Genomic DNA, 21,381 nt, shown 5'->3' on the forward strand with positions numbered 1-21,381 from the left:
TCCTGTGCCAACGCCCGGTTCGAGCAAACAGGGAGCAGAACCCATGCAGGGTGCCGTGCTTCCCGACAATAAGGGAGAAAAAGGGACCCCGAACGCCGAAAATAGTCCAGGCCAGAGAGACCGAAATCTCTCTGGCCTGGGCCGTTTGTAGCGGGGACAGGATTTGAACCTGCGACCTCTGGGTTATGAGCCCAGCGAGCTACCGAGCTGCTCCACCCCGCGTCGGTAAACACAACATTACACATGTCGGCGCACAGAAGGCAAATCACCGCCGCCACATGTCATCACACCAGGTCAGCGCCACCGAAAGTCGACCGTAGGCGGGGGATCGGGCCCGGAATGAGGCGCGTTGCACACCGAGGGCCCACCGCGACGTGACGCACCCGGCGCCCACGGTGACTCGATGAGCGCCCCAGCGATACACGTTATTCGACGGAATGATGTTTCAAATTCCCACCCATCGGGATACCGAGGCGCTTACACCCCGAGAGAGATACCGAAACGTGACGCGGAACACTATTTCATGGTAATCTCGATCACATCACGGCACTATAACTGCACTATAGAAAACGCTTGCCATGGCGTTTCCCACCTGCATGAATACACATATACCCGCTATTCGCTTCATACAATGCGCGAGTTATCAAGATGTGATCTGCCGAGTTTTCTTCGTTACCGTCGAATCAGGCCCGGAGGCAATCCGCGGATGGGCTCCAGCTCGCACCGTCGACCACCGGAAACCCTGTCCCGTGGTGCGAGAACCCCGATTTCCTGGGGACAGGGACCGGCGAAATCCACGCCGAGTCGGTGCGTACAGGGAGGGAAAATCATATGTCTGAGAACCGGAAGTTCAGCGCGCGCGCCCTCGGCTTCGCAGCCGTCACCGGCGCCCTTGTTGCCGTCCCGTTCGCACTCTCCACCGCGACCGCATCGGCCGCGCCCGCCCACGACTGGGACGGCGTCGCGCAGTGCGAGAGCGGCGGCAACTGGGGGATCAACACCGGTAACGGCTACTACGGCGGCCTGCAGTTCTCGCCGAGCACGTGGTCGGCCAACGGCGGACAGGGCTCGGCCCACGGCGCCAGCAAGGAAGAGCAGATCCGCGTCGCGGAGAACGTGCTCGCCACGCAGGGCGTCGGCGCCTGGCCGGTCTGCGGACAGTACCTGCGCACCGCGGAGCCCGAGCCGGAGATCCTGTCCGAACTGCCCGCCGAACTCCCGAGCAGCGCGGTCTCCGCCGTCGACCAGGCCAAGAGCGCCGGCGCCGACCTGGCGAAGCAGTACGGCCTCGAATCGCAGTACCAGGCCGTCCTCGAGCAGAACAGCGCGCTCATCGACTCGCTGGGCCGCTGACGCCGACCCCGTCAGCGACACAGCGTCTACAGGAACGGCGCCGCTATCACTGGGAGATAGCGGCGCCGTTCTGTGTTTTCCGGAGGATCTCTCCGGATCAGCGACCGGCCTCCTGGTAGGCCTTGACCGCGGCCTCCAGCTCGTCGAGCGCCTTACCGAAGTCCTGGAAGTTGCCGGTGCGCATGGCGGTGCGCACCGCTTCCAGTTTCCTGTTCAGCTCGGCTGCCGCCGCGTCCTTCGCCGGCGACGAACCGGTCGGCGGAGTGACGGTACCGGCCGTCGGCGGGGTACCGCCCGACTGTGGCGGCTGGGTGGGTTCGGTGACCTGCGGCACGGTCCCCGGTTTCGGCCTGGTCGCCGGATCGCCACCGAACGGAGTCGCCAACGCCCCCGCGCCGGGGAGCAACTGGTTCAGCGCCTCGGCGAGTGTCGCGGCATAGCCGACCTTCACACTGCCCGCCTCGTCGCGATAGCTGACGAGTACGCGAAGCAACTGCGGGAAGGTGGACGTGGTCGGGCCGGTATTGCGTTCGTTGTAGAACGGCTCAACATAGAGGATGCCGCCGTCGGCGATCGGCAGGGTCAGCAGATTGCCGTATTTGATCTTGTTGGAATTGGACAGCAGGGTTTTCTCGCGGGACACCTGATCCGCGGTCGTCATACTGTTCTGCGTCTGCTGTGGACCCTGGGTCTGGGTGTCGGTCGGCAATTGCAGAATCGTGAACTTGCCGTACCCGTCTGGGTCGGACCGCACCGAGATGTACGCGGAGAGGAACTGCCGGTTGTAGCCGACCATCGCGCTGGTCAGGTTGAACACCGGTTTGTTCGTCGCGGCGTCGCCGAGCAGCACGTAGTACGGCGGCTGGTTGAACGTGCCGCCGCCCTGGGCCTCGACGGTGGGGTCGGCGGGCACCGACCAGAAGGCGTTGTTGGTGAAGAACTCGCGCGGGTTGTCCACGTGGTACTTCGTCAACATCTCGCGCTGGACCTTGAACAGATCCTCGGGATACCGGAAATGCGCGCGCAATTCGGGCGAGATCTCGCTTTCCGGCTTGATCGCTCCGGGGAACACTCCGCGCCACGCCTGCAGCACTGGATCGGAGGAATCGGTCTCGTAGAGGGTCACCGTGCCGTCATAGGCGTCGACGGTGGCCTTGACCGAGTTGCGGATGTAGCTGACTTCCTTGCGCGGCAGCAACCGCCCGGTCTTCTTGTCGATGCTGTCCTCGACCGCGCCGTCGAGCGAGGTCGTCTGCGCGTACGGGTAGTTGTCGAGCGTGGTGTAGGCGTCGACGATCCAGACGATCCGGCCGCCGACGACGGCGGGGTAGGCATTGCCGTCGGTGGTCAGCCACGGCGCCACCTTCTGCACGCGCTCCTTCGGGCTGCGATTGAAGATGATCTTGGAATCGTCGCCGATGGCCGAGGAGAACAGAATGTTGCGCTCGGCGTACTTGGCGGCGAAGGCGAGCCGGTTGAACCAGTTGCCGATCGAGACGCCGCCCGCACCCTCGTAGGTGTAGGACGCCGTGTCGGAGTCGTACTCGCGCGGGTTCTGGCCGTCGACGGCACCGACGATCGCGTAGTCAGGATTCGACTGCGAGATCAGCTCGCCGTAGTAGACGCGCGGCTGTTCGACCTTGATCCGCTGCCGGTCCGCGGCGGTCGACAGATCGCTGACCATGAAGATCGGGTAGCCGCTGTCACTGCTGCCACCGGTCGCGTTCGGATCTTCCGACTGCGGCTTGTTGACGCGGTTGGCGGGCGCGGCGACGAAACCGTTGCCGTGGGTGTAGACGGTGTGCTTGTTGATCCAGTCGGTCTGGTTGCCGCTCAACGCCGCGGGATGCAGTTCGCGCGCCGCGACGATGAAATCCTGCACGTCGCCGTTGAGGGTGTAGCGGTCGATGTCGAGCGACTCGGGGAAGCCGTAGAAGTTCTTCAGCTGCTGCAACTGGGTGAACGTCGGCGACAGGATATTCGGGTCGAGCAGCCTGGCGTTGCCGATGGTGGCCGCGTCGACCGGGATCTCCAGCGGGGATTTGCGGCTCTCGCCCCGGTAGTCCTTGTATTCGATCTTGTCGTCGGTGATCCCGTACGCCTGCCTGGTCGCGGCGATATTGCGCTCGATGTAGTCGCTTTCCTTGTCCGCGGCGTTCGGGCGCACCGAGAACTGTTCGACGATCAGCGGATACACCGCGCCGACCAGGATCGAGGAGAGCACCAGCAGCGCCGCCGCCATGGCGGGCACCCGCAGATCACGCAGCACGATGCCCGCGAAGAACGCGATGGCGCAGATGACCGCGATGGACAGCAGGATCAGCTTGCCCGGCAGCACCGCGTTGATATCGGTGAACGAACCACCGGTGAAGGTCGGCTCCTTGCGGCTGCTCATCAGCAGGTCGTAGCGGTCGAACCAGTAGGCGACCGCCTTGAGCAGTACGAACGTCCCGGCGAGCACCGCGAGCTGGATGCGCGCGGGCCGGGTCAGCGTGCCCTCGCGGCCGCTCAGGCGCAGTCCGCCGAAGATGTAGTGAGTGACCAGATTCGCGAAGAACGCGATGACGATCGAGACGAACAGCCAGTTCAGCACCATGCGGTAGAACGGCAGGTCGAAGGCGTAGAAGCCGACGTCGAGGTGGAACTGCGGATCCTGCTGGCCGAAATCCCCGCCGTTGAGGAACAGTTGCAGCACGACCCAGTTCGACTGCGCGACCAGGCCGGACAGCACGCCGATGACCACCGGGATACCGATGCCGAACAGGCGCAGCCTGCTCATGACGGTGGTCCGATAGCGGGCGATCGGATCGTTCGGCCCGGCGACCGGGATGAAGACCGGCCGGGTCCGATAGGCGAGCAGCAACGCCAGCCACACCACGAGGCCGACGAAGATCGCCACCGCCGCGAACAGGATGACGCGACTGCGCACGACCGTCAGATAGACATTTCGAAAGCCGACCTCGCCGAACCACAACCAATTGGTATAGGCGTCGGTCAGCCGCGGTCCCAGCAGCAGCAATGCCGCGATGACGACGGCTGCCACGAGCAGCACTCGGCTGCGGCGGGACAACGAAGGTAAGCCGGTGGGGGGCCGCATGCCCACGATGCCACTCTCCAAGGTCCGGCGGCGTCCGCTCCGTTGCCGGGCGATGCACCGCAGTCCGATTGATGCGGGTGATCCTGTTCGGACCATCTGGCGCCCACTCTACGGAAACGGACATCGAATGGGCTCGGTGACCTTGTTCAGCATCGGAAATACGATTCAGCGCGCGTCACCGGGGCGGCGGGCGGCCGAGTCGCCGAGTCCCGCCACGGCCGGTCCCGAGGTGATGCGAGGATGTTTGCGTGACCGCTGACCTGCACGCCGAACTCGTCCTCGCCCGCTCCGTCCGTGAGGTGGCGGAATTCGCCGACGCCGAAGGCTGGGGCAACCCCCCGCAGATGTTCGCGCTGGTACCGACGACCGATCTGGTCGCCGCCGAACCCGGTCTGATCGATCAGCTCGATCAGGGCAACGAACTCACCCCGATCGCTCAGGAAGCGTTCCCCGAGGACATCACCGGCGGATCGATGGCGTTGGACGAATTCCTCGCGACCACGACATGGCCGCCCGCGGTGCAGGGCTGTGTGCTGGTCCAGGAGATCGTCGTGCTGCCACCGGACGCCGAGAGCACCCTCGACGACGCGCTCGCCCCGCTGCTCGCCGATCACGACGCCGCCGACGCCGCGGCCCGCGCGGCGGCCGAATCACATCCCGAACGCAGGGAGGCGCGACTGCTTGCGGCGGTACTGCGCGAGGGCGCGTCGCTGTGCCTGCTGCAACTGCGTCCCGAGGACGACGAGGAATTCGCCGACCTCGACCTGCTCACCTATCCCAACCTCGCGCCCAACCTGGTCGAGGCGCTGCACAACACCTTCGACTGACGGCCCGGGTTCCTCAGCCGCAGCTCACGGTCTCGCGGCCCGCGCTGATGTCATCGAGGGATTTCACCGCGCCGTCCAGATTCTCGACCTTGACCAGCCGCAATCCCTCCGGCGTTCGCTGCCTGGCCTCGTTGCAGTTCGCGGCGGGGACCAGGAACGTCTCCGCGCCGACCTCGCGCGCGGCCATCATCTTGTACTGGATGCCGCCGATCGGCCCGACCTTGCCGTCCTGATCGATGGTTCCGGTACCCGCCACGAATTTGCCGCCGTCGAGTTCCCCCGGGCTGAGCTTGTCGATCAGCGCGAGACTGAACATGAGCCCCGCCGACGGACCGCCGATATCGGCGAGGTTGAAGGTGACCTCCATCGGCGGGCGCGCGCCCTCGCCGGGGGTGACGCCCAGGTAGCCCTTGGCCGGATCGTCCGGGCGCGCGGCGAGCACGATCTCGGCGGTCTGCTCCCCCGCGCCGCGACGGAACGCCACGGTGAGTTCACTGCCCGGCGGCTGCGACGAGACCGCCGTCACCACATCCTTGGGCGCGGCGATCGGCGCGCCGTTGATGCTGATCAGTTCGTCACCCGGTTCGAGTACACCCGCGGCCGGTCCGTCACCGACCTTGCGAATGAGCACCACCGTCGGCAGATTCAGGAAATGCAGGGCGGCGACCTCGGCGTTGCCCTCGGAATCCTTGAAATCCTGCTGGTTGGACTTGTCGATCTCCTCGCGCGGCACCCCGGGTGGATAGACCTCGGCGCGCGGCACCAGTCCGTGCTGGCCGCTGGCCCAGAACCCGAAGGCCTCGAACAGGTTCAGGCCGTCGCGCACCGAGACCGTCGTCATATTGAGGTGACCCGTCGTCGGATCGACGGCCGCGCCCTGCACATCGACGACCTGTTTGCCGTCGACCTCGCCGAGTGTGTTGAAGGTGGGTCCTGGACCGAGCGCGACATACGGCACGGTGACCACGGTGCCGATCACACCGAGTATCAGCACCGGGACGAGGGCGGCCACCAGGGTCATGATCCGACGATTCACCAGGCCCACCATAGTGTTCGGCCGCGCGTACGGGCGGCGCAGGCAGATTTTCCAGCCTCCGCGCGTCCACCCGTTCGCCCCTCGCGAACATCGCGCCCGCACCGGCGCGAGCCACGCCACCATCCCTTGTTCGTGCCTGTCGCCCGCGTAACGTTAGCTGTATGACTGACCTCCCATTCGGATTCTCGAACCGCGATGACGACGACGCGCGCAAGCGTGGCGAGGAGCCGAGCGGTGCCGATCCGAACAACCCGTTCGGGTTCGCGACGGGTGGTGCGGGCGGGTTCGATCCGTCGCAACTGGGACAGATGCTGACCCAGCTGGGACAGATGCTCAGCGGGATGGGCCAGCCGGGGTCGGCGCAGGCCGGTCCGGTCAATTACGACGTCGCCAAGAGATTGGCCCGCCAGCAGCTCGGTTCGTCGGTGGCTCCCGTCTCGGAGACCACGGCCAAGGCGATCGCGGATGCCGCGCACCTGGCCGAACTCTGGCTCGACGGTGCGACCACCCTGCCCGCCGGCGCGGGTCGAACTGTCGCCTGGACGCCCAACGACTGGATCGAGGAGACGCTGCCGACCTGGAAACGGCTGTGTGATCCGGTCGCCGAGCAGATCTCGGGTATGTGGACCTCGCAGTTGCCGGAGGAGGCACGCGAATTCGCGGCACCGATGGTCGGGATGCTGGGCCAGATGGGCGGACTCGCCTTTGGTTCACAACTCGGCCAAGCTCTCGGCCAACTCGCCAAAGAGGTGTTGACCTCGACCGATATCGGCCTACCGCTCGGTCCGAGCAGCACCGCCGCGCTGCTGCCCGCCGCGATCTCCGAGTTCAGCGCGGGCCTGGAACAGCCGGAGAGCGAGATCATGGTATTCCTGGCCGCGCGTGAGGCCGCCCACCAGCGCTTGTTCCAGCATGTGCCGTGGCTGCGCCAGCAGGTGCTCGGCGCGGTGGAGGATTACGCGCGCGGTATCAAGATGGATTTCTCCGCGCTGGAGGAAGCGGCCCAGGGCATCGACCCGATGACGCTCGGCGATCCGTCGAAACTCGAGGAACTGCTGTCCAAGGGCACCTTCGAGCCGCAGACCACACCCGAACAGAAGCAGGCACTCGAACGTCTGGAGACCCTGCTCGCCCTGATCGAGGGCTGGGTGCAGGTGGTGGTCACCGAGGCCGTCGGCGAACGTCTGCCCGGCGCGGGCGCGCTCGCCGAAACCCTGCGCCGCCGCCGTGCCACCGGCGGCCCCGCCGAACAGACCTTCGCCACCCTCGTCGGTCTGGAACTGCGTCCACGCAAATTGCGTGAGGCCGCCGCGCTGTGGCGGCGTCTGAGCACCGACGCCGGAATGGAAGCCCGCGACGGCGTGTGGGCACATCCCGACCTGCTGCCCGACTCCGACGACCTCGATTCGCCCGCAGGTTTCATCGATTCGGTGATCGGCGGCGGCACAACCGCTTTCGACGATCCGATGGCGCAGTTGGCGGCGACCGAGGCGCGCGAGGCCGCCGAGCGGGCGGCGCGCGAGAAGAAGGACGACGACGGCGAGTGACCGCCGAGGCGCGCGAAGCGGCGAGTGCGGGACCGCTCACGTAAGCGGGCCGCGTTCATCCCGGCGCGGGACCGCACACGACGTGTCGCATGGCCGGACAGCCGAGCACTGAGCTCGAACCGAATACAGCTAATCGATAGCCAATCGCGTCACGTGAGTTCGCTCAATCTGCTTCGAGTCTGAAATTTCGACCCAAGTGCTGGTCATCGGTCCATTTCAGGGTTGTCGAGACCAAAGCTAGTCACGAGTTGGTAACCGTGTTACCGTCAATAGCGAACCAGTAAGAGCCAGCCAGCTACCAGACGATGTGGAGGCGTGATGCCGAACTTCTCGCTGACACGTTCAGCCACGGCACTCGGAGACGACCGATGCCCGACCTGCTCGGCTCGATGGACAGATGACGGTCAGAGGTCGAAGTGATGGAACGCCACATAGCTGTCGAGTCCGGTATCGAGGGGCTACCCACGATGCACTATCGGGCCGAGGAATCCGCGGCGGCCGCCTTCGTCGCGGAGATGCGCAGACTGCTGCCCGCCCGCGCGGTGCGCGTCGACAATCGCGTGACCCGGGAAATGCGCCCGCTGCCGTGCCAGCGGCTCTACCAGGAGGGGTAGTCGCCGCGGTCGGATCGCCGCGGTGTGGATCGCGGACACCGAGACGGACAATCGCACGTCCGAGAATTGCCCTGTGAACAACGCGAATTCCTGTGGATAACCCCAGGATTCACCCCCTTCGCGGTACCCGGGCACCCGCATACTTCCGGCATGACAACGAATCCTGTGCGGGGGCCGATGCTGAATCCGCGGGTGACGGTCCTCGTCCGCCCGTCGGGGGTGGTGCAGTTGGGCTGGGATCCGGAAAAAGCTCTGCTGATCGACCCGCCCGGTCTCGACACCGCGACGGTGCTCGCCTTCATCCGACTACTGGACGGCTTGCAGACGCGCCCGCAGATCATCTGGCAGGCCGGGGAGAACGGCATCGCCGCCGATCGTGCGGTGGCGCTGCTCACCGAAATCGATGAGGCCGGACTGCTCGTACACCCGCGAACCCGCGAACGGCAGGTCAGATCGGTGCGGCTACACGGACTGGGTCCGCTCTCCGACACGCTGACCACGGGCCTGCGCCGCCTGGCGATCCGTCCGGCGCGCTCACGCGGACCGGTGCCGGACGTGGCGAGCGCGGCGTGGCGAGCTGATCTGGTCATCCTCGCCGACGATGTGGTCGCCGATCCGCACCTGGTGAGCGAGCTGGTGCTGCATCGCATACCGCATCTGCAAGTAAGGATTCGCGACGGCAAGGGCATCATCGGCCCGCTGGTCCTGCCCGGCGAGACCAGCTGCCTGCGCTGCGCGGATCTGACCCGCTCCGACCTCGACGCGGATTGGCCGCACCTGGCCGCCCAACTGCTCGGCCGGGTCGGGCATGCCGCACCCGCCGCGATCGCCGCCACCGCCGCGCTGGCGCTCAACGAGGTCGAGTCGATCGTGGCCTGTTCACCGCTGCGCACCCCGGCGACCCTGGACACCACACTCGAACTGGATCTGGATTCCCATCTCATCCAGCAGCGCTACTGGGCACCGCACGGGGAATGCGGATGTCGCGCCGTTTCGGCGGGCGTACCGGCGTGAACGGGGTCGCGACCACGGATCGGACAGGGACCGAGATCACATTACGATGGCGATCCCCCTGGTCCTTCCGCCATGATGGGTACGTGTCCGAGATTGTGCGCCGCCGCTCGTCCCGCAATGCCAAGTTGGCCAAGATTCCGCTCGGCATCGCCGGACGCGCGGCAGTCGGCTTCGGCAAGAGGCTGGCTGGGGGCGACAGATCGGAGATCAGCGCGAACCTGAACCAGAAGGCCGCCGAGCAGTTGTTCACCGTGCTCGGCGAGCTCAAGGGCGGGGCGATGAAATTCGGCCAGGCGCTGAGCGTGATGGAGGCCGCGGTCCCGGAGGAATTCGGCGAGCACTACCGCGAGGCACTGACCAAGTTGCAGGCGGCCGCGCCGCCGATGCCGGCCGCGACGGTGCACCGGGTGCTCGACCAGCAGCTCGGCACCCAGTGGCGGCAGCGCTTCCAGAGCTTCGATGACACCCCGGCGGCGGCGGCCAGTATCGGCCAGGTGCACAAGGCCGTGTGGTCGGACGGTCGGACCGTCGCGGTGAAGGTGCAGTACCCGGGGGCGGACGAGGCGTTGCGCGCCGATCTCAAGACGTTGTCGAGGATGACCGGTCTCATCTCCTCCGTGATTCCCGGCGCCGACGTCAAACCGATCCTGGCCGAGATCACCGAACGCACCGAGGAAGAACTCGACTACCGCAACGAGGGCGCCAACCAGCGCGCCTTCGCGAAGGCGTTCGACGGTCACCCGGAGATCGTGGTGCCCAAGGTGGTGGCCTCCGCCCCCAAGGTGATCGTCACCGAATGGCTGGACGGAACCGCGGTGTCGAAGATCATCGCCGACGGCGCGCGGGATCCGGAGGGCACCCGCGACCTGCGCAATCGGGTCGCGTTGCTGATGGGGCGGTTCCACTTCTCCTCTCCGGAGACGGTCGGTCTGCTGCACGCCGACCCGCACCCCGGCAATTTCATGATGCTCGCCGACGGCAAACTGGCCGTCATCGATTTCGGCGCCTGCGCGCCGCTGCCCGACGGTTTCCCCTCCGTACTCGGCCGGATGCTGTCGCTGGCCCTCGACGAACGGTTCGACGAGCTGACCGACCTGCTCCACGACAACGGGTGGGTGATCCCGGGCCGGGAGCTCGCCGACGAGGAGATCGCCGACTACCTGCGTCCGTTCACCGACCCGATCCGAACCGAGTCGTTCCACTTCACCCGTAAATGGATGCAGCGGGTAGCGGGCAAGGCATCGGATTTCTCCAGCCCCGAGATGAAAACCGCACGCGCCCTGCAACTTCCCGCCGAACACGTGATGATCTTCCGCGTGCTCGGCGGGTCGGTGGGCATCCTGGCCCAGCTCGACGCCGAGATCCCGTTCATGCAATTGGCCAACACCTGGCTCCCGGGACTCCGCGAGGAGCGCTCGGCCAGCTGACAGCGCCGGTACGGTTTCGAACTTCGCGCCGGGCGGCGCGCCACTTCTCGGCACGAGGGATCATGCCGACAAGAAGCGCGCCGCCTCGGCGGCGAAAGACCTTGTCGCACAACGCAAACTAGCCACACGCCGGATCTCGCGGTGTGCGGCTGGTCTGCTTTCTCGTTCCTGGGCGCCGTGGGGGTGCGGCAATGACGGGGCCTCAGCGACCGGAGGGAGGAAAGACCTCGGCTCCGGGCCCACGATCCACGCCATGGCGACGCACGGCGTGATCATGGGCCCGGTGAACCGTGTCCGGGTGTGTTCGCGGATCCCGCTCATGCGGAGATCGCGACCTTGCGCGGACGACCGCGCGGACGCTTGCGGGCGATCACGACACCCTGGTCGAAGATCTCACCGCCCCAAACACCCCAGGGCTCAGCACGATCCAGAGCCGCGTTCAGGCAGCCCTTGCGGATCGGGCAGGACTCGCACAGTGCCTTGGCCTGCTCCAGTTGAGCGGGGCTCTCGGCGAACCAGAGGTCGGGATCCTCCGCCCGACAGGGCAGGACTTTGCTGACCTCACGGGTGCGGGTCGGCCCTGCCACGGTTCGGCATGTCACGTGAGTAGTGGCTTGTGGCCAGCTCTCTGCGGTGAACACGTCGTTCTCCTTCAGCTTGTTTGCAGCGGTTCGTTACTTTGTCCACGAAACCGGTGGCAAACGGCTGAAGAGCCGCTTAAAACAAATGGCCACGGGTTTCGCTTCGATGCGATCCGTGGCCAGGAGGTGCGGGGAGTCCCCTACCTAGATCGACATCTGTGTCGATTCCTGATCACGGTCGCCGGGTGTGCGGTGCGGAGGCGGGCTGCTTGCGTATCGGCCGCCGGGTTTTCCAGCAGTGCGGATGCCTGCTGATATCCGGTGTCGAACGCGAAGCCACCGGGGACCTCGACGGCCTCCGGGTGCCAGCTACCGCTGGTCTTGTCCTGCATCGATGCGCAGATCGGCTGATGGGTGCGCGAGACTTTCGCCCCGCCGCCGAGAGCGCCTACGAAGGACAGACCGGTCCCCTGCAAAGCGAGGACCCCCCGGGAGGCTGAGATGGGCATGCGCGCGCCACCACCGAACATGTCGATAGCGCTGATATTCACGATGCCGTTCATCGGTCTGCCTCCCTCCTGTACTCGAAATCTGTCGGAACTGTGCGCGCCGGGATGACCTCCCGGTGCGTGATTCCCACCATATGCAATGTCGGCGAAACCGACAACATATTTTCTACCTGCGGTTTTGTGATGTGGATCGACGTCGCGACGCGACGATCGCGAGGACGTCCGCGCCGTACTGGACGATCTTCTTCGCGCCGATCCCCGGAATCGCCTGGAGCGCTCCGTCATCCGAGGGCAGTTGCTCGGCGATCGCGGTGAGCGTGGTGTCGGTGAAGACGACGAATTCGCGCACCCGAAGCGCTTCGGCCTTTTCGCTGCGCCACTCCTTGAGCGTCTCCAGCAGCACGGCGTCGAGTTCGGCCGGGCAGCGAGGGCACCGGCCGAGCATGGTGGCGTAGGTGCCGATGAGCGGTTTCGCGCAGATCCGGCAGGTGGGCCTGATTCCCTTGGCCTCGACAACGGGTGCGGCGATCCGTGACGCGGGCGATTCATCGGGGACGACGCCGTTGAGGAACCGGGACCGGCGCCTGGTCCGGCGCGCGCCCTCGGTGCGCGCCAATGCCCAGGACAGCCGCAGGTATTCGCGGGCCCTGGTCACGCCGACGTAGAGCAGTCGCCGTTCCTCCTCCAGCGCCGCGAAATCGGCGACCGAACCGTCGTCGGCCATGACGTGATTGATCGGAAGGGTGCCGTCGGCGAGGCCGACCAGGAAGACCGCGTCCCATTCCAGCCCCTTGGCCGCGTGCAGCGAGGCCAACGTGACGCCCTGCACGGTCGGCGGATGCCTGGCCTCGGCGCGCGCGGCCAGTTCGCGCAGCAGACCGATGAGATCGAGGCTCTCGTCCTGGCCGAGCAGTTCCTCGGTCAGCCGGACCAGCGCGACCAGCGACTCCCAGCGCTCCCTCGCCTGCGCGCCGGTCGGCTCGGTCGTGGTGAGCCCGACCGGGGCCAGCACCGCTCGAACCAGCATGACCAGTGATTCACCGCTCGTGGACTGCTCGGGCAGATCCTCGCGCGAGGCGGCCTGGCGCAGCATCGAAACGGCTTGGCGCACCTCGGCGCGCTGGAAGAAACCCTCGCCGCCGCGCACCTGATAGGGAAGTCCCGCTTCGGTCAGCGACTGCTCGTAGGACTCGGATTGGGCGTTGATCCGGTACAGCACCGCGATCTCGGAGGCGGGTGTGCCCGCGTCGACGAGTCGGCGGATCTCGCTCGCGACCGCGGCGGCTTCGGCCGGAACGTCGGGATGTTCGGCGAAGATCGGTTCCGGGCCGTCGGGCCGTTGTCCGATCAGTTGCAGCCTGGTGCCCGCGATCCGGCCGCGCGCCGCGCCGATGACCCGGTTCGCCAGCGAGACCACCTGCGGGGTCGACCGGTAGTCGCGTTCCAGCCGCACCACGGTGGCCTCCGGGAAACGGCGGGAGAAATCGAGCAGGTAGCTCGGGGTGGCGCCGGTGAAGGAGTAGATGGTCTGGTTGGCGTCACCGACGACGGTCAGATCGTCGCGCTCACCGAGCCAGGCGCCGAGTACGCGCTGCTGTAGCGGGGTGACGTCCTGGTATTCGTCGACGACGAAACTGCGGTAACGACCGCGGAATTCCTCGGCGACCGCCGGATAGTCCTCGAGCGCGGCCGCGGTGTGCAGCAGCAGATCGTCGAAATCGAGCAGTAGGCCGTCCGGTGTGGTCTTGAGCGATTCGTAGGCCGCGTAGACCTCGGCCACCCGCTGCGCGTCGTAGGGCGGTTCACGATGGCGCGCGGCGGCGGCCGCCGGATAGTCCTCGGGCGCGATGAGCGAGGCCTTGGCCCATTCGATCTCGCTGAGCAGGTCGCGCACGCTGTCGGTGGCCGAGGAGAGTCCGGCGCGATTGGCGGCCTGCGCGACGATCGGGAATTTGCTGTCGATCAGACGCCACGGGACATCGCCGACGACCTGCGGCCAGAAGTATTTCAGCTGCCGCAGAGCCGCCGCGTGAAAGGTGCGTGCCTGCACCTGATTCGCCTCGCCGCCGAGGCCGAGGTCGCGGAGCCTGCCGCGCAGCTCGCCCGCCGCGCGCGCGGTGAAGGTGACGGCGAGCACCTGGTCGGCCTTCACATGCCCGGCCGAGACGAGGTGGGCGATCCGGTGGGTGATCGTCCTGGTCTTGCCCGTTCCAGCGCCCGCGAGTACGCAGACCGGCCCGCGCGGCGCCCGGACGGCGGCCGTCTGCTCGGGATCGAGGGCGGCGAGGTCGAGTGCGGGCACGGCGTCCATCATGACAGCCCCCTCCGACAGCTCCGCAACGAACATTCGACCGGGCTCGCCGATCTCCCGGCGCCGCTTCACCCTCGTGCCGTGTCGGACTCGCTCCACCCGCGACGATGAGTCGACCGGCGCATCGCCGATTTTCGGCGACACAGGAACAGGATCGGTACGCGGGGTGTTGAAGGTTGGGTGACTGACGCAACCCCCGCCCTGACCATGTACTCGACCACCTGGTGTGGTTACTGCCGGAGGCTGAAGAAGCAGCTGGAGGAATCGGGTATCAGCTACGTGGAGATCGACATCGAGCAGGATCCGGCCTCGGCCGAATTCGTCGGGAGCGTCAACAACGGCAATCACGTCGTGCCGACGGTGAAATTCGCCGACGGCTCCACCGCGACCAATCCGTCGCTCGCCGCCGTCAAAGAAGTACTCGCCACCCTCGCCTGAGAAACCCTCGCCTGAGAACGGTTCCAGCCCACCCGGCCCCGGCCGTATCCCCGACGGGCATACGGCCGCGGTCACGATCAGTCCAGCGCCGCCCAGGATTCCACGATGGTCCTCGCGATGGAGATGGAACCGGGCAGCAGCAGGCGCGGACCGTCCTCGCGTGCGGACCAGTCCCCGTCGGTCAACGCCGTTCTGACCTGGTCCTTGGTGAACCACTGCGCCTCGGCGATCTCACCGTCCGAGAAGACCAGCGGCTGTTCGGGATCGGCGACAGCGGCGAATCCGAGCATCAGCGAGCGCGGGAACGGCCACGGCTGACTGCCCAGGTAGTGGATATCGCGCACGTCGAGACCCACCTCTTCCTTCATCTCGCGTTCCACGCACCGCTCGAGTGATTCGCCCGCCTCCACGAAACCGGCGAGGATCGAGTACCGCCTCGGCGGCCAGGCGTGCTGGCGGGCCAGCAGGGCGCGATCGCCGCCGTCGTGGATCAGGCAGATGACCGCCGGGTCCAGACGCGGGAACTCCTCGGCGCCGTTCTCGGTGACACGGGACCAGCCGCCCTTGATCGGCGCGGTCACCACCCCGTCGACGGCATGGAATCCGGCACTGTCGTGCCAGTTCAGCAGCGCGAGCGCGGAGGTGAGCACCCCGGCGGTGAAGTCGTCGATCTCGCCGACGAGCATGCGCAGATCGGACAGTTCACCGGCGAGATCGGTATCGCGCACCGCCCACAGATGTCTTCCTTCGGCGATACCGAGGAAGACCGCGGCGGGGTTCGGTTCGGCCGACCACTCGACGGCGGACTCCAGCACCAGGGCGCCCTCGGCGAAGCGGAACTGACCCTTGCGGTTCAGCCGGAGCAGCCGTGCTTCGCTCCAGCCTTCCTTGAGAGCCTGGTCATCGGCCCGGAGCGTATCGGCCCGGTCGACGGCGGAACGCGACAGCAGCGGCACGGCATTCAAGTCGAAAGACACGCTTCGACACTAGTCTCATTTGAGCACGCGACGAATATAGAGCAGCTTGTCGCCGCCCTCGATGGCGTCGACCGCGGGTTCGCCGACGCGGATCAGCTCACCGTTGCGCACCACGCCGAGCACGATATCGCTGAGATGGCGCGGGGAGCCGCCGATCTCGGACGGCTCCACATCGCGTTCGGCGACCGCGAATCCCTGTTCGGGCGTGAGTAGATCCTCCATGATCTCGACCACGGTGGGGGTGGTGGTGGCGATGCCGAGCAACCGGCCCGCCGTCTCCGAGGAAACCACCACCGAATCGGCGCCGGACTGGCGCAGCAGATGGGTGTTCTCGGCCTCGCGGATGGCGACGACGATCTTGGCCGCCTTGTTGAGTTCCCGCGCGGTCAGCGTGACGAGTACCGCGGTGTCGTCGCGGTTGGTGGCGACGATCACCGACGCCGCGTTCTGCACGCTCGCCAATCGCAGCACGTCGGACTGGGTGGCCGAACCGTGCACGGTCACCAGGCCCGCGTTGCCCGCGGCCTCGAGCGCGACCGTGTCGGTGTCGACGACCACGACATCCGCGGGTTGCACACCGTCGGCGATCATCGCGTGGATCGCGGTCCGTCCTTTCGTTCCGTATCCGACGACCACGGTGTGATTACGCACGCTGCGCCTCCAACGCTGAATCTTGAATGTCTGGCGGGAACGCTCGGTGAGCACACCGATGGTGGTACCGACGAGCACGATGAGGAACAGCAGCCGCAGCGGCGTGATGACGATGATGTTCGCGAGCCTGGCCTCGGGTGACACCGGGGCGATATCGCCGTAACCGGTGGTCGAGAGCGAGACCGTGGAGTAGTAGAACGCGTCGAGGAACGAGATGTCCTCGCCCGCGTTGTCGTGGTAGCCGTCGCGACCGAGGTAGACCACCATCGCGGCGGTGAACAGCAGTCCGATCGCGAACAGGACGCGCCTGACCAGCGAAGCCCACGGGCTGGTCTGGGTCTCGGGAATGCGAAGCAGGCCGACCAGCGCGAAATCCGGACGACTGGTCAATCCGAGTGCGCGCGACCTGTCGCCGAAGTCACCCAACACCGGTGCCACCACCCCTGCCGCTCGTCGAACCGGCCAACTCCGGCATTACCTGTACCTCCGGCACAGCACGGGAGCCTACTCCGTTACGGCGATAGCGCCCGGCCTCGACGGGAACACCGATGGATGCCAGGGTATCCGTATGGCAGAAAACACATCGGACGCGGGGCGGCGTCCCGCTCTCGCACTGTCCCTGCTCCTGTTCGGCGCCGGGGTCATGCATTTCGTCACCCCGAAATTCTTCGACTCGATCGTGCCCCGATCGCTGCCCGGCAAGCCACGCGATTACACCTACGCCTCCGGTGTGGCCGAGATCGGCGTCGCGGCGGCGCTCGCCGTGCCGCGCACCCGTGGTTTCGGCGGCCGCCTCGCCGCGCTGCTCTTCATCGCGGTACTCCCCGCGAACGTGCAGTTCACCGTCGACACGGTCAACAACAAGAAGGCGTCGCAGGCGATGAAGATCGGGTCGGTGGCGCGATTGCCGTTGCAGATCCCGCTGATCACCCAGGCGTTGAAGGTCGCCCGATCCTCGCGTCGCTGAGCACCGGTTCATCGCTCGGTCGGCTCGCGCGGTGGCGCCGACGTGCGGATGAGTTCGGCGAGTTCCTCCGGCCCCGGTAGTTCCACCGGGGCGACGGTGTGACCCGATCGCACGTAATGGAAAGCCGCGCCGATCTTTTCGAGTACATCCGCTTCCGGCAGGCCGGTCCTCGCCACCATCAGGCGCGCCCAGGCCAGACGATAGATCGCCAATTGCATGGCCACCGCGGGTTCGTCGGCGGGACCGGGTTCGGCCCCGGTCTTCCAGTCGACGACGACCCAGCCGCCCCCCGGTTCGGCGAACACCGCGTCCATCCTGCCCCTGATGACCGTGCCCGCGATCGACGTCTCGAACGGGATCTCCACCTCCAGCGGGCTGCGGTGCGCCCACGGCGACTCGAGGAACGCGTTCTGCATGCGGGTCAGCTCGGCGTCGACGCCGCCGTCGACGGCTTCCGGCCCGCCCGCGCCCGGCAACTCGTCCAGGCCGATCAGCCGGGTGCCGCTGAACCAGCGCTGCACCCAGGCGTGGAAGGCCGTACCGCGTCTGGCCAGTGGATTCGGCGGGAACGGCAGCGGACGACGCAGCCGCCGCGCCAGTTTCGCCGGATCGGCCCGCATCTCCACCAGCGCGGTCGCCGGAATCTGTCCCGGCAGTTCCACTTCCTGCGTGGCGACGCGCTCGGCTTCGAATTCCGCGAGCAGGGCGTCGACGTCGGCGGTCCAGCCGTCGGGATCGTTCGGGTCGACGGAGAATTCGTCCGGCGGGAGGTAGTCGTCGGGCGGGGGTGCGAAATCGTCGGGGAACGGGGCGTAGTCGTCGGTGAGGTAGTCCTCGGGTGCGGCGAAATCGACCAGCGGGAAGTCGTGATGGAGGTAGGGGTCGTCCGCGGGTTCGAATTCGTCGGGTGGGTAGTCGGCGACCGGGTAGTCGTCGGGCGGCGGGTAGTCCCCCGGCTGACCGACCGGCGGGTTCGTCTCCGACGGGTAGTCGCCGGGCCGGTGATCATCGAGCGAAGCGCCGAAATCCTCGTACGGATGGTCGGCGGGCATGGGGGATTCCGCTCCGAGCGATTCCGTATCGTCGCCGGACCGATGGGCGGCCGAAGTCGTATGCGGGACCGCGGAGTCGTCGGCAGGTCCGGCCGCGGGCAGCGAAGCGAACGCCGAAGCCCCGGCGCGTCCCGATTTCTTCGCGGGAGCGGGGGGATTCGTTCGGAGTTCGTCCAAGGCGGCGCGCACCAGGGCGGCACCGCGCTCGATGGGGAGACGGCGTGGGCCGAGTGGGTCGCGCGGCCATTCGGCGGTGGCCGGGTTGTCGGTGAAGGGGTTGACGGCGTCGGCGTCGGGGGGGTCGTCCCAGCGGGCGATCTCTAGTGCGCCGTGGACGGGGCCGTCGGGGGTTTCGCCCGCGTTCTTCAGGTCGAGCAGGAAATCGGAGGGGCCCTTGGGGGTCGAGCCGGTTTCGGCCCAGTGGTGCGCCGAAACCAGCAGTACGCGTTCGGTTCTGGTGAGCGCGACGTAGAAGAGTCGGCGTTCTTCGTCGATCCGTCTGCGTTCGAGGGCGTCCTTGTGCGCTTTGACGGCGCGTTCGAGATCCGAGCGATCGTAGAGGTCGGTCAGGTCGAGTACGGGAACGCCCTCGGCGGCGTCGTCCTGGATCCGGTCGCCGCGCAGGGTGGTCGGGAGTTCGGCGAGCGCGCCCAGCCAGGTACCGGAGGCGGTGCCGGAGGGAAACAGTCCGCGGACCACGTGCGGTACGGCGACGACCTCCCATTCGAGCCCTTTGGCGGCGTGCACCGTGAGCACCTGTACGCGGTCGCGCGCCACCTCGATCTCGCCCGGTTCCAAGCCGTTCTCCACCGATTCGGCGGCGGCGAGAAAGGCCAGCAGACCGCCGAGCGTGGCCCCGGAATCGGCCGCGTACCCGGCGACCACTTCCGCGAACGCGTCGAGATGCTCGCGCCCGGCCCCGGTTCCCGCCATCGCACGGCGCGCCTGGGTTTCCACACCGACACCGATGGTGCGTTCCACATCCGCGACCAATTCGGCCAGCGGTTGGGCGCTGCGCTCGCGTAACGCCGACAGCTCGCGCCCCAGCGCCTCGACGCGCGCGAATCCGGTCTCCGAATACTGTTCGGGCGGACCGGGATCGGCGATGGCGTCGGCGAGTCCGGCCTGCTCGGCCGGTTCGGGCGCGACCTCGCGCAGCGCCTGCGCGAGGGTGGCGCTGTCGGTGATGTCCGTGGCCTCCCCGCCCGACAGTCTGCTGATCGACAGGTCACGTGCCCGGCGGGCCAGCGCGGCGATATCGGTGACGCCGATACGCCACCGCGCGCCGGTCAGGATACGGACGGCGGCGCTGCCCGCCGAGGGTTCGGCGACGAGTCGTAGCGTCGCGACGATATCGGCGACCTCGGGCGTAGCGAGCAATCCGCCGAGTCCGACGATCTCCACCGGTAACCCCTGCTCGCGCAGGGCCTCGGCCAACGGTGACGCGTCGGCGTTGCGGCGCACCAGCACCGCGGAGGTCGGCGGCGGCTCACCAGCGCCGCGCCGCGCCGACCATTCGGCGGCGATCCGCTCGGCGATCCAGTCACGCTCCTGCGCGACGGTTTCGGTCGACGCGAGGGCCACGACACCCGGTTCCGCGTTCGGTTTGGCACGTAACGCGTCGACTGTCACCCCGCCCTTGTCCCTGGCTCCGATCCGCAGCGGTTCGGCGACCAGATTCGCCAGCGCCAGCGCCTCGGGGGGATTGCGCCAGCTGGTCAGCAGGGGCAGTGTGGGCGCGGGAACGCCGGGGGCGGTGGGGAAATCGGTCGCGAACCGTGGCAGATTCGCCGCCGACGCCCCGCGCCACCCGTAGATCGATTGCATCGGATCACCGACCGCGGTGACCGCCAGCCGGGGCCGATCACCGTTTTCGGACGTGTCACGCCGAGAGCCAGTCGACGGCTCATCGGTGGTGACCGCCGACGATTCGCTGTGCGCCCCGCGCTTGTCGGTGCTGCGCGTGGAGTGAGAGTGGGCGGTGGGGAAAGTCGATGTGCCGCCGAAGAGGGCGGCGAGCAGGATGCGCTGGGCGTGGCCGGTGTCCTGGTATTCGTCGAGCAGAACCAGACGGAAGCGGTCGCGTTCGGCGGCGCCGACCTCGGGGTGGTCGGCGGCCAGGCGGGCGGCCAGCGACATCTGCGCGCCGAAATCGAGGGCGCCGCGACGGCGCAGGGCGGAGGCGAGCTGATCGACCAGCGGGAGCATGGCGACGCGTTCGCGCTGGACCTGCACCAATCCGCGCAGGTACTGGCTCGGACCGCCGCGCTGGCGGGGACCAGCGGGCAGGGTGTGCACCAGTTTCTCGAGTTCGGTGTGCGCCTCGGCCAACTGTTCCGGCTCGACCAGGTGTTCGGCCAGCTGACCCGACAGCGACAGCACCGCCTCGGTCACCGACACCGGGGTCCGCTCGGTGTCGAGGTCACCGTCCCAGGTCCGCACGACCTGGTGCGCGAGCTGCCAGAGCTGGGTCTGGGTGAGCAGGGTCGCCGACGGTTCCACCGGGAGCAGCAGACCGTGCTGGGTCAGCAGCCGACCCGCGTAGGAGTGGTAGGTGCTGATCTCGGGTTCCGCGCCCGACAGTTGCGTGCGCAACTCCCCCGTCGGGTCGAGTTCACGCAGCAGTGGCGCGCCCGCGAGCCGCGCGAGGCGGGTGCGAATACGGGAGGTCAACTGCTGCGCGGCTTTCCGGGTGAAGGTCAACCCCAGCACCTGCTCGGGCAGCACCTGCCGGTTGGCGACCAGCCACACCACCCGCGCGGCCATCGTCTCGGTCTTTCCCGCGCCCGCGCCCGCGACGACCAGTGTCGGACCCGCGGGCGCGGCGATCACCGCCGCCTGTTCGTCGGTCGGCGGCGGCAACCCCAACGCCGCTGCGAGTTGGTGTGGGGTGACCCCGCTCATCGCCTTCCCTCGGCTACCCCGGCACACACCGCGACGCGGCACCCCGTGACTCGGGATGCCGCCGTGTACGCGTGAT

At 67.4% G+C, this 21,381-nt stretch carries 16 protein-coding genes and 1 tRNA gene; 8 read left to right on the forward strand and 9 right to left on the reverse strand.

Features of this window, described 5'->3' with window-relative positions:
* Positions 1 to 148: 148 nt before the first annotated feature.
* Positions 149 to 222: transfer RNA gene (locus OG225_RS27495), tRNA-Met, on the reverse strand.
* Between the two features lie 609 nt (positions 223 to 831).
* Between OG225_RS27495 and OG225_RS27500 the strand changes: the two genes are divergently transcribed.
* Positions 832 to 1,353 carry a transglycosylase family protein gene (locus OG225_RS27500; RefSeq protein ID WP_405177911.1) on the forward strand — a complete coding sequence of 174 codons (522 nt, stop codon included), beginning with the start codon at positions 832 to 834 and terminating at the stop codon, positions 1,351 to 1,353.
* Positions 1,354 to 1,450: 97 nt separating this feature from the next.
* Here the strand turns inward: OG225_RS27500 and OG225_RS27505 are convergent, their stop codons facing one another.
* The gene (locus OG225_RS27505) at positions 1,451 to 4,456 is read right to left on the reverse strand and encodes a UPF0182 family protein (RefSeq protein WP_405177912.1); all 3,006 of its coding nucleotides are present in this window, start codon (positions 4,454 to 4,456) and stop codon (positions 1,451 to 1,453) included.
* A 242-nt stretch (positions 4,457 to 4,698) separates the two neighbouring features.
* Between OG225_RS27505 and OG225_RS27510 the strand changes: the two genes are divergently transcribed.
* Positions 4,699 to 5,277 (forward strand): PPA1309 family protein, encoded by a 579-nt coding sequence (locus tag OG225_RS27510; RefSeq protein ID WP_216909631.1) that lies wholly within the window; start codon positions 4,699 to 4,701, stop codon positions 5,275 to 5,277.
* 13 nt (positions 5,278 to 5,290) lie between these two features.
* Here OG225_RS27510 and OG225_RS27515 read toward each other — a convergent pair whose 3' ends face one another.
* Positions 5,291 to 6,313 (reverse strand): PDZ domain-containing protein, encoded by a 1,023-nt coding sequence (locus tag OG225_RS27515; protein ID WP_216909629.1) that lies wholly within the window; start codon positions 6,311 to 6,313, stop codon positions 5,291 to 5,293.
* Positions 6,314 to 6,474: 161 nt separating this feature from the next.
* Between OG225_RS27515 and OG225_RS27520 the strand changes: the two genes are divergently transcribed.
* The 4 genes from OG225_RS27520 (at position 6,475) to OG225_RS27535 (ending at position 10,915) form a co-directional block, all read left to right on the forward strand.
* On the forward strand, positions 6,475 to 7,860 hold the full coding sequence (locus OG225_RS27520; protein WP_405177913.1) for a zinc-dependent metalloprotease: 1,386 nt from the start codon (positions 6,475 to 6,477) through the stop codon (positions 7,858 to 7,860).
* A 419-nt stretch (positions 7,861 to 8,279) separates the two neighbouring features.
* Complete coding sequence (locus OG225_RS27525; RefSeq protein ID WP_405177914.1) at positions 8,280 to 8,474, forward strand: hypothetical protein; 195 nt, start codon at positions 8,280 to 8,282, stop codon at positions 8,472 to 8,474.
* Positions 8,475 to 8,624: 150 nt separating this feature from the next.
* Positions 8,625 to 9,488 carry a hypothetical protein gene (locus OG225_RS27530; RefSeq protein WP_405177915.1) on the forward strand — a complete coding sequence of 288 codons (864 nt, stop codon included), beginning with the start codon at positions 8,625 to 8,627 and terminating at the stop codon, positions 9,486 to 9,488.
* An 83-nt stretch (positions 9,489 to 9,571) separates the two neighbouring features.
* Complete coding sequence (locus OG225_RS27535) at positions 9,572 to 10,915, forward strand: ABC1 kinase family protein (RefSeq protein ID WP_405177916.1); 1,344 nt, start codon at positions 9,572 to 9,574, stop codon at positions 10,913 to 10,915.
* A gap of 317 nt (positions 10,916 to 11,232) precedes the next feature.
* Here the strand turns inward: OG225_RS27535 and OG225_RS27540 are convergent, their stop codons facing one another.
* The 3 genes from OG225_RS27540 to OG225_RS27550 form a co-directional block, all read right to left on the reverse strand.
* Positions 11,233 to 11,502, reverse strand: coding sequence for a WhiB family transcriptional regulator (locus OG225_RS27540; RefSeq protein ID WP_216907984.1), 270 nt, complete (start codon positions 11,500 to 11,502; stop codon positions 11,233 to 11,235).
* Between the two features lie 194 nt (positions 11,503 to 11,696).
* Entirely contained in the window at positions 11,697 to 12,059 is a 363-nt protein-coding gene (locus OG225_RS27545; RefSeq protein ID WP_405177917.1) for a hypothetical protein, read from the reverse strand.
* Between the two features lie 112 nt (positions 12,060 to 12,171).
* On the reverse strand, positions 12,172 to 14,319 hold the full coding sequence (locus tag OG225_RS27550) for an ATP-dependent DNA helicase UvrD2 (RefSeq protein ID WP_405177918.1): 2,148 nt from the start codon (positions 14,317 to 14,319) through the stop codon (positions 12,172 to 12,174).
* A gap of 204 nt (positions 14,320 to 14,523) precedes the next feature.
* Here OG225_RS27550 and OG225_RS27555 point away from each other — a divergent pair, with 204 nt between their 5' ends.
* The gene (locus OG225_RS27555; protein WP_109528594.1) at positions 14,524 to 14,754 is read left to right on the forward strand and encodes a mycoredoxin; all 231 of its coding nucleotides are present in this window, start codon (positions 14,524 to 14,526) and stop codon (positions 14,752 to 14,754) included.
* A gap of 77 nt (positions 14,755 to 14,831) precedes the next feature.
* Here the strand turns inward: OG225_RS27555 and nudC are convergent, their stop codons facing one another.
* Together nudC and OG225_RS27565 are read right to left on the reverse strand one after the other, a co-directional pair.
* A complete protein-coding gene (gene nudC / locus OG225_RS27560; RefSeq protein ID WP_405177919.1) occupies positions 14,832 to 15,731 on the reverse strand; it encodes an NAD(+) diphosphatase in 900 nt (299 codons plus the stop codon).
* A 15-nt stretch (positions 15,732 to 15,746) separates the two neighbouring features.
* Positions 15,747 to 16,811 (reverse strand): potassium channel family protein, encoded by a 1,065-nt coding sequence (locus OG225_RS27565; protein WP_405183383.1) that lies wholly within the window; start codon positions 16,809 to 16,811, stop codon positions 15,747 to 15,749.
* Positions 16,812 to 16,950: 139 nt separating this feature from the next.
* Here OG225_RS27565 and OG225_RS27570 point away from each other — a divergent pair, with 139 nt between their 5' ends.
* Entirely contained in the window at positions 16,951 to 17,349 is a 399-nt protein-coding gene (locus tag OG225_RS27570; protein WP_216907990.1) for a hypothetical protein, read from the forward strand.
* 8 nt (positions 17,350 to 17,357) lie between these two features.
* Here OG225_RS27570 and OG225_RS27575 read toward each other — a convergent pair whose 3' ends face one another.
* The gene (locus tag OG225_RS27575; RefSeq protein WP_405177920.1) at positions 17,358 to 21,305 is read right to left on the reverse strand and encodes a UvrD-helicase domain-containing protein; all 3,948 of its coding nucleotides are present in this window, start codon (positions 21,303 to 21,305) and stop codon (positions 17,358 to 17,360) included.
* Positions 21,306 to 21,381: the final 76 nt, after the last annotated feature.

This window comes from Nocardia sp. NBC_01377 (assembly GCF_045040005.1).
GTDB classification, from domain to species: domain Bacteria; phylum Actinomycetota; class Actinomycetes; order Mycobacteriales; family Mycobacteriaceae; genus Nocardia; species Nocardia noduli.

Excerpts from the sequence above, each read along its gene's own strand:
- OG225_RS27500 (WP_405177911.1), top strand. The coding sequence starts at position 832 with ATGTCTGAGAACCGGAAGTTCAGCGCGCGCGCCCTCGGCTTCGCAGCC.
- OG225_RS27520 (WP_405177913.1), top strand. The coding sequence starts at position 6,475 with ATGACTGACCTCCCATTCGGATTCTCGAACCGCGATGACGACGACGCG.
- OG225_RS27525 (WP_405177914.1), top strand. The coding sequence starts at position 8,280 with ATGGAACGCCACATAGCTGTCGAGTCCGGTATCGAGGGGCTACCCACG.
- OG225_RS27530 (WP_405177915.1), top strand. The coding sequence starts at position 8,625 with ATGACAACGAATCCTGTGCGGGGGCCGATGCTGAATCCGCGGGTGACG.
- OG225_RS27545 (WP_405177917.1), bottom strand. The coding sequence starts at position 12,059 with ATGAACGGCATCGTGAATATCAGCGCTATCGACATGTTCGGTGGTGGC.
- OG225_RS27550 (WP_405177918.1), bottom strand. The coding sequence starts at position 14,319 with ATGATGGACGCCGTGCCCGCACTCGACCTCGCCGCCCTCGATCCCGAG.
- OG225_RS27555 (WP_109528594.1), top strand. The coding sequence starts at position 14,524 with ATGTACTCGACCACCTGGTGTGGTTACTGCCGGAGGCTGAAGAAGCAG.
- OG225_RS27570 (WP_216907990.1), top strand. The coding sequence starts at position 16,951 with ATGGCAGAAAACACATCGGACGCGGGGCGGCGTCCCGCTCTCGCACTG.
- OG225_RS27575 (WP_405177920.1), bottom strand. The coding sequence starts at position 21,305 with ATGAGCGGGGTCACCCCACACCAACTCGCAGCGGCGTTGGGGTTGCCG.